Source organism: Neisseria sp. GT4A_CT1 (assembly GCF_000227275.1).
Lineage (GTDB): Bacteria > Pseudomonadota > Gammaproteobacteria > Burkholderiales > Neisseriaceae > Neisseria.
In genome coordinates this window covers 79081-95326 of the sequence record NZ_JH164970.1, presented here as the reverse complement: position 1 = coordinate 95326, position 16246 = coordinate 79081, and the positions used below count along the sequence as shown (strand labels likewise).

Genomic DNA, 16246 nt, shown 5'->3' with positions numbered 1-16246 from the left:
ATGGCACGCAGGGGCAATACGAAATTGCCCGAAGGGGCTGATTTCTCGCGGATTTGATTTAAACGGGACATTTTGAAACCTGTCAGATTGAATCTGCCGTCAACCCTTACGGGCGGATAAGAAAAGGCAATCGCTTTCATGAGCGAAGTTTGAGCGCGTTGTTTTTATGCAATTAATTTATATGAATATTATGCCTATATTTTAAATATTCATTCGAAATATAATAAAATATGAAATATTTACATTAATTGCTTGATAGGCATTCGTTGTAAACAGTGTAATAACAAGCAGATTTTCAAACAAATTTTTTTCGTGAATGTTCACGCAAGGGGTAAAACATGAGTATCAAACAATGGCCTGAAGGCGAGCGGCCGCGCGAGAAATTGTTGGCGCATGGCGCAGGCGCGTTGAGCGATGCTGAGTTGCTGGCGATTTTGCTGCGGGTCGGTACACGCGGGATGAGCGCGGTGGATTTGGCGCGTTATCTGCTGAACGAGTTTGGCAGCTTGGGCAAGCTGATGAGCGCCGACGCTAAAACGCTTTCCGCATACAAGGGTATGGGTTTGGCGAGTTTTACCCAATTTGCTGTCGTCAAAGAAATCGGCAGGCGGATTTTGGGCGAGGATTTACAGGAAAATATCACGCTTTCCAGCCCGAAAGCCGTTGCCGATTATCTGCGCCTGCATTTGGGGCACGAAAAGATAGAAGTCAGCACCGCGCTTTTGCTCAACCGCCAAAACAGGCTGATTGCCATGCGCGAACTCTCGCGCGGAACGGTGGCAGAAAATACCGTCTATATCAGGGAAATCGTCAAGCTCGCATTGGACGAATACGCCGACAGCCTGATTATCGCACATAATCATCCCGGCGGTTCGGCAACGCCTTCGCAATCCGACATTGAGTTCACAGGTCGTCTGAAACAGGCTTTGGCATTGGTTGATGTCTCACTTTTGGATCATTTTATTGTCACGGCAAAAGAAGTCTGCTCGATGCGGGAGCGGGGGTATATGGAAGGGTAAAAAGGCGTTTTGTCGGAGTCTGATAGCGGTTTGTCTTGTTTTGATATTATGCGAACAGATTGTTTAGATAGTATAGTGGATTAACTTTAAACCAGTACGGCGTTGCCTCGCCTTGCCGTACTATCTGTACTGTCTGCGGCTTCGTCGCCTTGTCCTGATTTAAATTTAATCCACTATATTTGGTCGCCCCAAAGGTCGTCTGAAAATGTTTTCAGACGTACCTTTTTGTTAATTTGAAAGTCTTTATTTCTTATGTCAGCAATCTGTTATGAACTTGAACAATAAAAGTTATGCACAGATTTTTAAATAATAATTTCAATATAAAACAAATAGATATTAAAAATTTTCTATCATAATAAAATTTTGCTATTGAGTTATCCACATTTGGGCCTATATTGGGTGTAACGAAATTCTAACCAAAGGAAACCAAAAAGATGAGATTCGACAAATTAACCGCCAAATTCCAACAAGCCCTTGCAGAAGCTCAGAGTTTGGCATTGGCTGCGGACAGCAGCTATCTGGAAGCAGGCTTCGTGCTGAAAGCCCTGCTTGACGATCAAAACAGCGGAGCCGCCGCGCTCTTGGCTCATGCGGGCGTAAACGTGCCGCAGGTGAAACAGCGTTTGCAGCAGCATTTGAACAGCTTGCCGAAAGTGTCCGGCCAGGGCGGCGATATTCTGCCCAGCCGCGAATTACAGGCAGTGTTGAACCTGATGGACAAAGCCGCAACCAAACGCGGAGATGCCTATATCGCCAGTGAACTTTTCCTGCTTGCCTTGGTGCAGCAGAACGATGCGACCGGCAAAATCCTGAAAGAAGCCGGTGCGACCGAACAAAACATCAATGCCGCGATTGACGCGGTACGAGGAGGACAAAACGTGAATGATGCCAATGCCGAAGACCAACGCGATGCGCTGAAAAAATACACGCTCGACCTGACCCAGCGTGCCCGCGACGGCAAACTTGATCCCGTTATCGGCCGCGACGACGAAATCCGCCGCGCCATTCAGGTATTGCAGCGCCGCACCAAAAACAACCCTGTGCTGATTGGTGAGCCGGGTGTGGGTAAAACTGCTATCGTCGAAGGCTTGGCACAACGTATCGTCAATGGAGAAGTGCCCGAATCCCTACGCAACAAACGCCTGCTGGTTTTGGATTTGGCGGCATTGATTGCCGGCGCGAAATACCGCGGCGAATTTGAAGAGCGTCTGAAAGGTGTGTTGAACGATTTGGCGAAAGACGACGGCAACACTCTGATTTTCATCGACGAAATCCATACTTTGGTCGGCGCAGGCAAAACCGACGGCGCAATGGACGCGGGCAATATGCTGAAACCGGCTTTGGCACGCGGCGAACTGCACTGCATCGGCGCGACCACCTTGGACGAATACCGCCAATACATCGAAAAAGACGCGGCACTCGAACGTCGCTTCCAAAAAGTATTGGTCGGCGAACCCAGTGTGGAAGACACCATTGCCATCCTGCGAGGTTTGCAGGAGCGCTATGAAATCCACCACGGCATCGACATCACCGATCCCGCCATCGTTGCCGCCGCGGAATTGAGCGACCGCTATATCACCGACCGCTTCCTGCCCGACAAAGCGATTGATTTGATTGACGAAGCTGCCAGCCGCATCAAAATGGAGCTGGACAGCAAACCCGAACAGATGGACAAACTTGACCGCCGCATCATTCAGCTCAAAATGGAAAAAATGCACGTTGCCAAAGAGAGCGATGACGCCAGCAAAAAACGTTTGGAGCTGATAGACGAGGAAATCGACGGCCTGCAAAAAGAATACGCCGATTTGGACGAAATCTGGAAAGCCGAAAAAGCCGCCTCTTCCAGCACCGCCGACATCAAGAAACAGATGGACGACATCAAAGTCAAAATCGAGCAGGCCAAACGCCAAGGCGACTTTGCCCGCGCGTCTGAACTCGAATACGGCGAGTTACCGAAATTGGGTGCGCAGTTGCAGGCGGCGGAAAGCAACCCCGACGGTAAAAAACAAAACAAACTTTTCCGCACCGAAGTCGGCGCGGACGAAGTGGCCGAAATCGTATCGCGCATGACCGGCATCCCCGTGTCTAAAATGATGGAAGGCGAACGTGACAAGCTGCTGAAAATGGAAGAAGTATTGCACCGCCGCGTGGTCGGACAAGACGAAGCCGTGCGTGCCGTGTCCGACGCCATCCGCCGCAGCCGCTCCGGCCTTGCCGATCCGAACAAACCCTACGGCAGCTTCCTGTTCCTAGGTCCGACCGGCGTGGGTAAAACCGAGTTGTGCAAAGCCTTGGCAGGCTTCCTGTTTGACAGCGAAGACCACCTCATCCGTATCGACATGTCCGAATACATGGAAAAACACGCCGTTGCCCGCCTGATCGGCGCGCCTCCGGGCTATGTCGGCTACGAAGAGGGCGGCTACCTGACCGAACAAGTCCGCCGCAAACCGTACAGCGTGATTCTGCTGGACGAAGTGGAAAAAGCCCATCCGGACGTGTTCAACATCCTGCTGCAAGTATTGGATGACGGTCGCCTGACCGACGGACAAGGTCGCACCGTGGACTTTAAAAACACCGTCATCGTCATGACTTCCAATATCGGCAGCCAGCACATCCAACAAATGGGTACGCAGGATTACGAAGCCGTGAAAGAAGCGGTGATGGAAGAAGTGAAAGCCTACTTCCGCCCCGAAATGATCAACCGTATCGACGAAGTGGTCGTGTTCCACGGACTGAATCAGGAGAATATCCGCAACATCGCGAAAATCCAGCTCAAAGGCTTGGAAAAACGCCTAGAAGCGCAGCACCTGCACCTGAAAGTGGACGATGCCGCCTTGGATTTGATTGCCAAAGCCGGTTTCGACCCCGTGTACGGCGCACGCCCGCTCAAACGCGCCATCCAGTCGGAAATCGAAAACCCGCTGGCCAAAGCCCTGCTCGAAGGCAAATACACGCCCGACAGCACGATTCATGTGAAAGAAGAGGGCGGCAAGCTGGTGTTTGCCTGATTTAGGTGTGGATTGAGATAAAGTGATGAAAAGGTCGTCTGAAAACTGTTGGCGCTAAGTCCACTGATTTCAGACGACCTTATTGGGTTATTGTTCAATTTATACGTTTTGTATCATAATCTCCATCAGTATCCGGCAACCAGCATACGGAAATATGTGAATTCTGATAATTTGAGTCGTAATAATCAGAATCAAAAAAATATTTAATTTCAACCCATTTTCCGCTAGGAAATTCAAATAATCTTTTTAAATAATCGTTCTTTTTTTCTAAAACAAAATCATCTAAATAACAAATCTAATTCGACTGCTGATTTAAGCTTTTCATCTGGGGAAGGTTCCATGATGTCTCCTTATTGAACAAATGATTTATAGTGGACAATCGCTTCTAATTTTACCTGACCAATCTTACCTGCATTGATAGCTTCCGGTAAGTTTTATAGTGGATTAACTTTAAACCAGTACGGCGTTGCCTCGCCTTAGCTCAAAGAGAACGATTCTCTAAGGTGCTGAAGCACCAAGTGAATCGGTTCCGTACTATCTGTACTGTTTGCGGCTTCGTCGTCTTGTCCTGATTTAAATTTAATTCACTATACAGTGTGGTTACGTCATTAAGGTCGTCTGAAAAATGTTTTTCAGACGACCTTAATGCTTGATTGGGATTTGTACTTAAGCCTCACCGCTCAAAGGGAACTTTGGGAATAACGCGCCGATACATGGGCTTCTTTGCGGTAATGAAGACGGAGTGTTTTACCGTGCAGGGGAATTGACGATGGATGAATTGATGAAACAGATAGAGGATTATATGGATTCCTATAATCAGGAACGTTGCAGTTCGAAATTGAAAAGCCGGGTCCTGTCACATATAGAACCCGGCTTATTATAGAGCGATTGAATAGGCTTTTATGAATGTCCAAGACCTTCGGAGCAGTTCAGTTTTTGCCCGAACGTTTTTCAGACGACCTTTTGTCTATGTTTATCAAGCAGACTGTATCGGGATGATACGGTTTTGACTACGTTTTGCACCGCCTTCGCAATAATTGACTTTGACGTATTCTTCGACAATCTCTAAGAATTCGGCTGCGATGTTATCGCCTTTTAAAGTCACCTTGCGTTCTCCGTCAACATAAACCGGGGCAACAGGGGTTTCGCCGGTTCCGGGCAGGCTGATGCCGATGTCTGCCAGTTTGCTTTCGCCCGGTCCGTTAACGACGCAGCCCATGACGGCAACGTTTAAAGATTCTACGCCAGGGTAAAGGGTGCGCCATACGGTCATTTTTTGGCGAAGGTAATTTTGTACGTCTTGGGCAAGCTCTTGGAAGACTGTGCTGGTGGTACGTCCGCAGCCCGGGCAGGCGGTAACCATGGGGGTAAACGAGCGCAGTCCCATGGTTTGTAGAATTTCTTGGCCGACGATGACTTCCTGTGTACGCGAACTGCCGGGTTCGGGGGTCAGGGAAATGCGGATGGTGTCGCCGATGCCTTCTTGAAGCAGTACGGCCAAGGCAGCAGTCGAAGCGACAATGCCTTTGCTGCCCATGCCTGCTTCTGTCAAGCCTAAGTGGAGCGGATATTGGCAGCGGCTGCCCAGTTCGCGGTAAACCTGAATCAAATCTTGAACGGAGCTGACCTTGCACGACAAGATGATTTTGTTTTCAGGCAAACCTAATCGGACGGCTTTTTCAGCAGATTCCAACGCCGAAATAATCAAGGCTTCTTTCATGATTTCTTCGGGCGGTTTGGGCGATGAGGACGCCAGATTGGCATCCATCATGCGCTTGGCGAGGCTTTGGTCAAGCGAACCCCAGTTAACACCGATACGGACGGCTTTGTCGTTTTCGGCGGCAGTCCGAATCATATAGGCAAATTTTTCATCGCCTTTTGCGCCTTTGCCGACATTACCGGGGTTGATACGGTATTTGGACAAGGCTTTGCCGCACTCGGGAAATTCTGCCAACAGACGTTCGCCATTGAAATGGAAGTCGCCAATCAGCGGGGTGGTGTAACCCATGTCGTCCAAACGTTGGCGGATTTCGGCAACTTTGGAGGCGGCTTCTGGGCTGTTGACGGTAATGCGCACCATTTCTGAGCCTGCATCGCTCAATTCTTTGACTTGCAGGGCGGTTGCTTTAGCATCTGCGGTATCGGTATTGGTCATCGATTGCACGACAACGGGAGCATCTGAACCGACGGTGAGATGATCGATTTGTACTTGATGGGTTTGGCGGCGTTTGGGTGTGTTCATCTTTATTTTTTTCCTGCTACAAAGGAAGCTGATTTTTCACCGGCAACCCGGTATTCTGCCAGATTGATGGTTGTCCCGCCGTAATTGGCTTGTGCGCCTGTGGCAATACCGATCCAGACATTGTAGGGCGCACCGCCTTTAAAACGCCTTTCGCTTCCTGCGGGAATGATCCGGCTGAAAACCATGGTACCTTTCTTGTCGGTGATAATCAGATTGCTTCGGTATTGGACTTTAATCCAAAGCTCGTCTGAATCGACTTTGACTTCAGGTTCGGATGCCGCTGCTTCGGATGCGGCGACACTTGAAGCTGCTTTTTCGGCATTGGATATTTCTTGTTTGCCGTTTTCTGCCATATTGGAAACGGCAACATTTTCTTTTTTCAAATCCGGCGTCTGCATACTGTTGCGTACTGCATCGCTGTTTTGCGCGACTTGTTGTTCGTTTTCATGATTAGACTTGCTTTGCCAAACATAAATACCGCCGCCAAGCAGGATGAGCGCTGCCATGCCCAAAACCCATTTGGGAAAACCGACTTTTTCACCATCTTGGTAGTTCAAGCCGGCATTTTTTTTGCGATCAACCAGATAGACATGGTCTTCTTCCGGCGCGGAAATGGCTTTTAGACGACCTGTAATGGTTGCTTCGTCGATTTTCAACAGGCGGGCATAAGAACGCAGATAGCCCATAACGAAGACCAATCCTGAAAAGAAAGAATAGTCTCCTTTTTCAAGTGCTTCAATTTGTTCGGCAGATAGTTTCAACCGTCGTGCTACTTCGTCAATATCCCAACCTGATTTGTGTCTGAGTTGTCCCAGCTCATCACCCAATGATTTGGCAGCTTGAATGTCGTATTCGTTTTTCTTTTGATTTTCCATGTGGTTACTTACCTGTGGTTACTGCCTGTAATTGTTCCGAATAGGGGAAGTTTGCCCTTAACTGGGCTTCGTATTCGTAGGCTGCCTGGCTATTGCCCAAAGCAGTCGCCAATTTCCAACCCAGCAGCAAATCATCTGCCTGCAAAACATCGACTTTGCTTTGGTATTGGCGGAAATAATAGTCCGCTTCGTTTAAATTGCCTGCCAGCATTTTGGTTCTTGCCAATTCTTTAAACGCAGGCGGGAATTGAGGTTGCGCAGCCAAAGAGCGTTCAAGATAAGCTTCTGCCAGCGAATATTGGCCCATCTTCGCGCTGCAAATGCCCTTGTTGAGGTTGGCGATAAACGGAGAAGGATAAGTCGGATCGGCCAGGGCTTTGTCAAAATAACTGATGGACTGGGCTGGATTGTTCATCTCGCTGCACAAGAACCAGCCGTAGTTATTGTTGATTTCTGCATTGTCAGGTTTCAAAGATAGGGCTTTTTGGAAGCTTTCCTGCGCTTTTTCGCGCACTTTGAGATATTGATAGATTTGCGCGCGAACCAGCCATGCATCTTCATTGCTGCTGTCCGCTTTCAATGCCTCTTCAATACTGACCGTTGCTTGACGGTAATCGCCCCCGCGCATGTATTCGATAGCCAACTGGGTTTTGATATTGGCGACCTGTGTCGCACGTTCCGCTCTGCTTGGACCTTTCGGGCCGGCGCATGCGCCCAAAACCAAAGTTAAAATAATGGGTTGCCAAATGTTCAGTTTCATAATCAGCTCTGTTGTTCAACCAAAATCTGCTGCCATTTTTGTTGGCGGCGTGTTTTATCTTGTACTTGTCCTGCCAATTGACCGCAAGCTGCGTCAATATCGTCGCCACGTGTTTTACGGACGGTTACCACGAATCCTGCCTGCTGCAAAATATCGCGGAAAACGCGGATATTTTCATTGGTAGATCGTTCGTAGCCGGAATTGGGGAAAGGATTGAACGGAATCAGATTGAATTTGCACGGTACGTCTTTTACCAGCTCAATCAGTTCGCGCGCATGTTGCGCCTTGTCATTGATTCCATCCAACATAACGTATTCAAAAGTAATGAAATCTCTTGGTGCTTTGACCAAATAGCGTTGACATGCCGCCATCAATTCTTTCAACGGATATTTTTTATTCAGCGGAACGATTTGATCGCGTACTTCGTCGTTGGAAGCATGAAGGGATACTGCCAGCGCAACAGGCATCGCATCGCGCAGCCTGTCCATTTGCGGCACCATGCCTGATGTGGAAACGGTAACGCGGCGGCGGCTGAGTCCGTAGCCATGATCGTCCAGCATGATGCTCAGCGCAGTAACGACATTATCAAAGTTCGCCATCGGCTCGCCCATGCCCATCATGACTACATTGGAAATCACGCGTTCGTTTTTCGGCGTAACGCCCATTGCTTTATTTGCCCACCACAGTTGCCCAATGATTTCGGCAGCGGTCAGATTACGGTTGAAACCTTGGCGGCCGGTAGAACAGAAGGTGCATTCCAATGCGCAGCCGACTTGAGAGGAAATACACAACGTACCACGTTCTGCTTCGGGAATAAACACCGTTTCCACACCGTTGCCCGTTCCTACATCCAACAGCCATTTGCGCGTCCCATCGGTGGATTCTTGCGCCATCATCAGTTTGGGCACATCCACGCTTGCCTGTTCGTTGAGTTTCAGGCGCAGGGATTTTGCCAAATCGGTCATTTCATCGAAACTTTGCGCACCGGCTTGGTGGATCCAACGCATGACTTGTTTGGCGCGGAACGGTTTTTCGCCCATCTCGGCAAAATGATGGGTCAGTCCGTTTAAATCATAATTCAGCAGATTGGTTTTCATGTGGTTTATTTCTTGGTAAAGCTTTTAATAAAGGCTGTCGTGATAAATCTTGCAAATCCGGCGGATTAGGGCGTTGCATAGTGGGTTTGAACATGCACTGAATCTTGTTGAGCAAACAGCTTTTATTTCCAAGCTCCTTCTATCATATTTTCAGACGACCCCCATTTGAGAAAGGTCGTCTGAAAACAGATTGAGACAAACAATATCGACAAAACCGTCCAAACACCCGAACCGGTCGGACGTTCGAACGGCATCTATCGTTAACGCGGGCAGATTTCGCTTTGGCTGAAGAAGTAGGCAATCTCGATTGCTGCATTTTCCAGGCTGTCAGAGCCATGTACGGCGTTTACGCTGAGTGATTCGGCAAAATCCGCACGTATCGTACCGGGAGCGGCTTCCGCAGGGTTGGTCGCGCCCATCAGCTCACGGTTTTTTGCAACGGCATTTTCACCTTCCAACACCTGAATCATGACAGGACCGCTGGTCATAAAGGCAACCAAGCTGTCGTAAAAAGGACGCTCTTTATGGACAGCATAAAACTCTTGGGCTTCGCGTACGCTGAGATGCTTCATTTTGGCGGCGACAATACGCAGTCCGTTGTCTTCAAAACGGCTGTAAATTTTGCCGATTACATTTTTACCTACAGCATCGGGTTTAACGATGGAGATCGTGCGCTCAATAGCCATATTATGTCCTTGTTTTTATTGCGTTGTGCAATAGTCTGAGGTTGGGGAAAATGAACTGCTATTTTATCAAATTTCAGTATACTTTGGGAAAAGCCGCTCTTTTTTCTTCTCCTGAATCTTATTTTTTCAACGTCAGATGCGGTTGCTCCAAATAAACTTCCGATTGCATTTCCACCATACGGCTGGCAGTACGGGTAAATTCTTCGGCGAAATCGCCTTCGACATAAATATCGTTTACGCCTACCGCGCTGGTGGCACAGAGTTTTACTCGGAAATCGTACAATACGTCAATCAGCCAAGTAAGACGGCGCGCTTCGGCTTTTTCCTGCGGCGTCAGACGTTCCAATCCTGATACGAACACCATTTCATAATGTTCGGCCAAATAGAGGTAATCGGCTTGCGAACGCGGACCAAAGCATAAAGCGCGGAAATCGAACCAAATGGCGCGGTCGGAGTGGGCTTTGTGCGGAATTTCACGTCCGTGTATTACGCTGATACCGGGGTTCAGTTCGGAAATTCCCGCCATTTCTTTAAACAAATCAGCCAATTTTTGCTCGTTTTCTTCACTGTTGGGAACGAAGAAAATCTCGGCAGGACGTAAAGTGCGCAGGCGGTAGTCTTCCCCCCCGTCAACATTTAAGACGGTCAGGCTGGATTCAATCAGCGCGATGGTCGGCAGAAAACTGCTTCTGTTTTGACCTTGGGGATAAAGCTCGGACGGGGCGTAGTTGGAAGTTGCCACCAAAACCACGCCTTCGCTCAACAAGTTTTCCAGCAGGCGACCCAGAATCATCGCATCTGCAATATCGCTGACGTGAAATTCATCAAAACACAATACGCGGGTCTCTTTGGCAATCTCGGCAGCGACTGCTTTTAAAGGATTGGCTTCGCTTTTCAAGTCTTTCAAACGCTTATGGATTTCCGCCATAAAGGCATGAAAGTGGACACGGCGTTTGCGGCGGTATGGCAAACAGCCGAAAAAAGCGTCCATCAAGAAACTTTTGCCGCGACCCACGCCGCCGTAAAAATACAGACCTTTCGGCACTTGGGGAGAGCGCAGGCTGCGTCCTAGGAAACGATTGCGTTTGCGTTTGAACATCATCAGTTCCGTCCACAAACGATCCAAATATTCAATCGCCCGCGCCTGTGCTTCATCGCGGATGAAATTCGGTTGTTCGGCTGCCGCCTGATACCAAGTCAGCGGGCTGTGGTTTTCAAACGGAGGGGCGACAAACAGTTGACCTCTATCACTCATATCTGACCTTTATTATGTTTTTGGGTTTGACAATTATAGTGGATTAACTTTAAACCAGTACGACGTTGCCTCGCCTTAGCTCAAAGAGAACGATTCTCTAAGGTGCTGAAGCACCAAGTGAATCGGTTCCGTACTATCTGTACTGTCTGCGGCTTCGTCGCCTTGTCCTGATTTAAAGTTAATCCACTATACGTTTTATCAACGGGCAATCATTAAAAGAAACGTATTATAGATGATTTCAGACGACCCTATGAATTTTCCATTACAAATTCCACCCAAATTACGAAAACAATAGAGAACCATATTTTCAGACAACAAAAACGCCGCATTTCTGCGGCGTTCGTTTACTCAGGTTTAGTTGGCATTTTCTTGTAAAGCCAAGTCCACACGTTCACGCAATTCCTTACCGGGCTTGAAGTGAGGGACGTGTTTTTCAGGCACTTCCACACGTTCGCCGGTTTTGGGGTTGCGGCCGATACGGGCCGGGCGATGGTTCAAATCGAAGCTGCCGAAACCACGGATTTCAATACGCTGACCGCGAGCCAGCGAGCGTGTCATGGTATCAACCAAAACCTTTACGCTGTATTCGACGTCTTTTGCCAGCAATTGGTTACCGTTTTTCTCGGCAAAAACTTCTGCCAAACGAACCATTAATTCAGACTTCGTCATGTCTGCAACCTTATTCTTGGTCGCCGGACAGTTTGGCTTTCAGCAAGTCGCCGAGGCTGGTAGTACCTGCGCTGGCGGTTGCAGCAGCGTTGACTGAATTCAGGGCTTCACGGTTTTCTTTAGCGTCTTTGGCTTTAACAGACAGGCGGATGCTGCGGTTTTTGCGGTCGACGGTTACGATAACGGCTTCAACCTCGTCACCTTCTTTCAGTTTGGTGGTCAGGTCTTCAACGCGGTCGGCTGCGAATTCGGAAGCAGGCAGGTAGCCTTCTACTTCGTCAGACAGGGCAACAACGGCACCTTTGGCGTCAACAGATTTCACAGAACCTTTAACCAAAGAACCTTTGTCGTTTACGCTGATGAAGTTACCGAAAGGATCGCCTTCCAGTTGTTTGATGCCCAAAGAGATACGCTCTTTGTCAACGTCGATTGCCAATACAACGGCTTCAACTTCTTCGCCTTTTTTGTATTTGCGTACAGCTTCTTCGCCGGCTTCAGTCCAAGACAGGTCAGACAGGTGAACCAGACCGTCGATACCGCCGGGCAGACCTACGAATACGCCGAAGTCAGTGATGGATTTAACCGCACCGGAGATTTTGTCGCCTTTGTTGTGGTTTGCGGCAAATTCTTCCCAAGGATTGGCTTGGCATTGTTTCATGCCCAAAGAGATACGGCGGCGGTCTTCGTCGATTTCCAGAATCATGACTTCGACTTCGTCGCCCAATTGTACGACTTTGCTTGGGTGTACGTTTTTGTTGGTCCAGTCCATTTCGGAAACGTGTACCAAACCTTCGATGCCTTGTTCGATTTCAACGAACGCACCGTAGTCGGTCAGGTTGGATACTTTACCGAACAGGCGGGTACCTTGTGGGTAACGACGGGTCAGGCCGCTCCAAGGATCTTCGCCCAATTGTTTCATACCCAGAGAAACGCGTTGTTTGTCTTGGTCGAATTTCAGGACTTTGGCTTCAACTTCTTGACCGACTTCCAAGACTTCGCTCGGGTGTTTCACACGGCGCCATGCCAAGTCGGTGATGTGCAACAGGCCGTCGATGCCGCCCAAATCAACGAATGCACCGTAGTCGGTGATGTTTTTAACGATACCTTTGATGATAGAGCCTTCTTGCAGGTTTTCCAGCAGGGCTTTGCGCTCTTCACCCAAAGTAGCTTCCAGAACGGCGCGGCGGGAAACCACGACGTTGTTGCGTTTTTTGTCCAGTTTGATGACTTTGAATTCGATTTCTTTGCCTTCAAAGTGGGAAGTGTCTTTAACGGGACGTACGTCAACCAAAGAACCCGGCAGGAATGCGCGGATGCTGTTGATCATAACGGTCAGGCCGCCTTTGACTTTGCCATTGATAACGCCGGACAGGATGTCGCCGTTTTCCATCGCTTCTTCCAAAGCGATCCAGTCGGCAGCGCGTTTGGCTTTTTCGCGGGACAGTTTGGTTTCGCCGAAGCCGTTTTCAACGGATTCGATGGTAACGGTAACGAAATCGCCAACTTTAACTTCAATCTCGCCCTGAGCGTTTTTGAATTCAGCAACGTCAATCAGAGATTCTGATTTCAGACCTGCATTAACGGTAACGAAGTTTTGATCGATTGCCACGACTTCGGCAGTAATCACCTCACCCGGGTTCATTTCTTGCAGGGTAAAGCTTTCTTCAAGCAACTGGGCAAAATTTTCCATAGTCATATATACTCTTTTCGGTACACCGCCAAGGGGTGCGGGGTAGGTTGGAGGATGCCTGCCGCCCTTGGCACGGCAGGCTTTGAAAATAAATATTTCAGACGACCTTCGGATGCTCCAAAGGTCGTCTGAAACAAAACGCAGGGATTATACCCTAAATTTCAAACTTTATGATACCAATCAAGCACTTTTTTTACAGCTTCTTTGATACTCAGCCCGCTCGTATCCAAAAGCTCCGCGTCGGGAAGCTGCTTTAAGGGCGCAACGCTGCGGCGGCGGTCCGCTTCGTCGCGTGCTTCGATGTCCGACAAAATCCGTTCAAATTCCAAGCCTTCGCATGGAATGCCGATTTGTTTGGCGCGGCGTTCCGCCCGTATTTTTGCATCTGCGGTCAGAAAAACCTTTAACGCCGCATCGGGGAAAACAACCGAACCCATATCGCGCCCGTCAGCGACCAAACCTTTTCCCGTCAGAAAATCACGCTGCCGCTGCAAAAGAGCGGCACGCACTTTTGGCAACTGCGCCACTGCAGAAGCGCCCATGCCAATGGCTTCGCTGCGGATTTGTTCCGAAACGTCTTCATCATCCAAAAAGACCTGAGTGCCTTCAAAGCGGGCGGGCAGATTTTCCGCTAACGCGGCAACCGCCTCTTCATCATTCCATTCCACATCCTGTTTCTTCGCATACAGCGCGGTCAGGCGGTATAACGCGCCGGAGTCCAGATAATCGAACCCCAAAGCCTGAGCGACGCGGGAAGCGACCGTTCCTTTTCCCGATGCACTGGGTCCGTCGATAGCGATGACTTTTTGTTTGGTATTCATATTTTGGCTTTCTGAAATAATGTAGAAGGTCGTCTGAAAGAACGTATCAGTCAGGCATTATATAGATAATTGTTTAATGATGAGAACCGAGGTCGTCTGAAAAAGCGTTTCAGACGACCTCGGATGTTAATTGGAGCGTGGGTTAACGTCGTCTTCAAATTGCTTTGCTGTCGTATTGGTTATTTCATTATGAAGAAAAACGGTTATCCGTTTGAGATGATTAGGGTAGGGCGGTTCATGTTTTACTTTTTAGAAGTTTGGTATATTTAACGGATTATTTGTAAATTAATGTTCATTTATGGGGTGAAACTGTATAATTCCCGCCGTTTGAATTGATTTGACGAGGCTTTCTGATGAACCAGCTTAAATTAGCGGTTTCTGGCGCACAGATTTTGTTTGTGGCGTTCGGGGCGATGGTGCTTGTTCCGCTTTTGACCGGACTGAATCCTTCTTTGGCACTTTTAGGTGCGGGCATCGGTACGCTGCTCTTTCAAATAGTCACCAAGCGTAAAGTGCCGATTTTCTTAGGCTCTTCTTTTGCCTTTATCGCGCCGATTATCTACTCGATTAAAACATGGGGTCTGCCTTCGACCATGTTTGGGCTGTTTGCTGCAGGCTTTATGTATTTCGTGTTTGCCGGATTGATCAGATGGCGCGGGCTGGCTACGGTCAACCGACTGCTGCCGCCCGTGGTTATCGGACCCGTGATTATGGTCATCGGCTTGTCTGTCGCTGCAGCCGCAAGTGAAATGGCAATGGGCAAATCCAGCGGAAAGCAAGTAATCGACTATGCGGATGCGCTGATTTTGTCAGGCTTTACGTTTGCCGTTACGGTGGTTGTGTCGGTTTTCGGCAGCCGCATGATGAAACTGGTTCCGATTTTAATCGGCGTGGCGGCGGGCTATATTTTGGCTTTGGTCATGGGCTTGGTGGATACTGCTACCATCGCGGCTGCGCCGTGGTTTGCTGTGCCGCATTTTGAAACGCCGCAGGTCAACTGGCAGGCTGCGCTGTTTATGTTGCCCGTCGCCATCGCGCCCGCCATTGAACACATCGGCGGCATCATGGCAATTGGCAATGTAACGGGCAACAACTACACCAAAGACCCGGGCTTGGATAAAACGCTGGCGGGCGACGGCTTGGGCGTATGCGTGGCAGGTTTGATCGGCGGCCCGCCGGTAACGACTTACGGCGAGGTAACGGGCGCGGTGATGATTACGAAAAACAGCAATCCGGTTATTATGACTTGGGCGGCAATTTTCGCCATCGCTATGGCATTTTTCGGTAAATTTAATGCTTTCCTTGCTTCTATCCCTCTGCCCGTAATGGGCGGCATCATGCTGCTTTTGTTCGGCACGATTGCTTCTTTGGGCATTAAAACGCTGGTGGATGCGAAAGTGGATTTGATGCAGCCGAAAAATCTGGTGATTGTCAGCTCGGTTTTGACGGTTGGCGTCGGCGGCATGGCGGTTCATGTCGGTACGTTGAGTTTTGCCGGCGTCGGTTTGTGCGCCATTTTGGCAATCGTATTGAACTTCTTGCTGCCGGATCCGAAGACGGAAAGTTGATTTGGCATTGCCATCGATAAGATAAAAAGGTCGTCTGAAATGGGGAATGCCTTGATTTCAGACGACCTTTTTTAGCAAAAAGATTTGATGTTGGAAAAATATAGTGGATTAACTTTAAACCAGTACGGCGTTGCCTCGCCTTAGCTCAAAGAGAACGATTCTCTAAGGTGCTGAAGCACCAAGTGAATCGGTTCCGTACTATCTGTACTGTCTGCGGCTTCGTCGCCTTGTCCTGATTTAAAGTTAATCCACTATAACAATAGGTCGTCTGAAACGATATCCTTGCCATATAAATATATTGATATGTTAATATCCTATTTTTATTAAATAGGAAAGTAACCATGTTGCACAAAATCGGGATCATGAGCGCGTTGATTTTGGGTCTTGCCATGCCGGCCGCTGCCGAATGTTTGATTCAAAAAGATAGCATCGCAGGAATTAAATTAGGGCAGAACTTAAAGCAGGTAAAACATAAATTCCCGAAGGCGAAAATGGAGAGAGAAAGCGATCCCGAAGGTGTGGCGTATGTTGCCATTACACTGTCTAAAGACGTCAT

The 16246-nt window shown here is 48.7% G+C and carries 13 protein-coding genes and 1 pseudogene; 4 read left to right on the top strand and 10 right to left on the bottom strand.

The window, feature by feature from the left end; all coding sequences use genetic code 11:
• Positions 1-338: 338 nt before the first annotated feature.
• Complete coding sequence (gene radC, locus HMPREF1028_RS11675; protein ID WP_009312958.1) at positions 339-1019, top strand: DNA repair protein RadC; 681 nt, start codon at positions 339-341, stop codon at positions 1017-1019.
• A 64-nt stretch (positions 1020-1083) separates the two neighbouring features.
• On the opposite strand, the pseudogene HMPREF1028_RS14940 reads toward radC, so the two are convergent.
• Positions 1084-1203, bottom strand: a pseudogene (locus HMPREF1028_RS14940) (IS5/IS1182 family transposase); the annotation flags it as partial.
• Between the two features lie 250 nt (positions 1204-1453).
• On the opposite strand from HMPREF1028_RS14940, the gene clpB reads away from it, so the two are divergent.
• Positions 1454-4027, top strand: a complete 2574-nt coding sequence (gene clpB, locus HMPREF1028_RS11670; protein ID WP_003766015.1) for an ATP-dependent chaperone ClpB — start codon at positions 1454-1456, stop codon at positions 4025-4027.
• A gap of 976 nt (positions 4028-5003) precedes the next feature.
• Here clpB and ispG read toward each other — a convergent pair.
• From ispG to cmk, 9 genes are all read right to left on the bottom strand, one after another.
• Positions 5004-6269 (bottom strand): flavodoxin-dependent (E)-4-hydroxy-3-methylbut-2-enyl-diphosphate synthase, encoded by a 1266-nt coding sequence (ispG, locus tag HMPREF1028_RS11665; RefSeq protein ID WP_009312957.1) that lies wholly within the window; start codon positions 6267-6269, stop codon positions 5004-5006.
• Positions 6270-6271: 2 nt separating this feature from the next.
• A complete protein-coding gene (locus HMPREF1028_RS11660; protein ID WP_009312956.1) occupies positions 6272-7144 on the bottom strand; it encodes a helix-turn-helix domain-containing protein in 873 nt (290 codons plus the stop codon).
• A gap of 4 nt (positions 7145-7148) precedes the next feature.
• On the bottom strand, positions 7149-7904 hold the full coding sequence (gene pilW / locus HMPREF1028_RS11655) for a type IV pilus biogenesis/stability protein PilW (protein ID WP_003759214.1): 756 nt from the start codon (positions 7902-7904) through the stop codon (positions 7149-7151).
• A 2-nt stretch (positions 7905-7906) separates the two neighbouring features.
• Complete coding sequence (gene rlmN / locus HMPREF1028_RS11650) at positions 7907-9001, bottom strand: 23S rRNA (adenine(2503)-C(2))-methyltransferase RlmN (protein ID WP_009312955.1); 1095 nt, start codon at positions 8999-9001, stop codon at positions 7907-7909.
• Between the two features lie 260 nt (positions 9002-9261).
• Positions 9262-9687 (bottom strand): nucleoside-diphosphate kinase, encoded by a 426-nt coding sequence (ndk, locus tag HMPREF1028_RS11645; RefSeq protein ID WP_003744626.1) that lies wholly within the window; start codon positions 9685-9687, stop codon positions 9262-9264.
• A gap of 118 nt (positions 9688-9805) precedes the next feature.
• Entirely contained in the window at positions 9806-10942 is a 1137-nt protein-coding gene (gene zapE / locus HMPREF1028_RS11640) for a cell division protein ZapE (protein WP_009312954.1), read from the bottom strand.
• A 354-nt stretch (positions 10943-11296) separates the two neighbouring features.
• The gene (locus HMPREF1028_RS11635; RefSeq protein ID WP_003744632.1) at positions 11297-11611 is read right to left on the bottom strand and encodes an integration host factor subunit beta; all 315 of its coding nucleotides are present in this window, start codon (positions 11609-11611) and stop codon (positions 11297-11299) included.
• Positions 11612-11621: 10 nt separating this feature from the next.
• On the bottom strand, positions 11622-13307 hold the full coding sequence (rpsA, locus tag HMPREF1028_RS11630; protein WP_003759201.1) for a 30S ribosomal protein S1: 1686 nt from the start codon (positions 13305-13307) through the stop codon (positions 11622-11624).
• 155 nt (positions 13308-13462) lie between these two features.
• The gene (gene cmk / locus HMPREF1028_RS11625) at positions 13463-14122 is read right to left on the bottom strand and encodes a (d)CMP kinase (protein WP_009312953.1); all 660 of its coding nucleotides are present in this window, start codon (positions 14120-14122) and stop codon (positions 13463-13465) included.
• Between the two features lie 353 nt (positions 14123-14475).
• Here cmk and HMPREF1028_RS11620 point away from each other — a divergent pair, with 353 nt between their 5' ends.
• Positions 14476-15690: a uracil-xanthine permease family protein gene (locus HMPREF1028_RS11620; RefSeq protein ID WP_009312952.1), complete on the top strand. Its 1215-nt coding sequence runs from the start codon at positions 14476-14478 to the stop codon at positions 15688-15690.
• Between the two features lie 341 nt (positions 15691-16031).
• Positions 16032-16246, top strand: a 215-nt coding sequence (locus HMPREF1028_RS11615; protein WP_009312951.1) for a hypothetical protein, incomplete at its 3' end; no start/stop codon positions are given.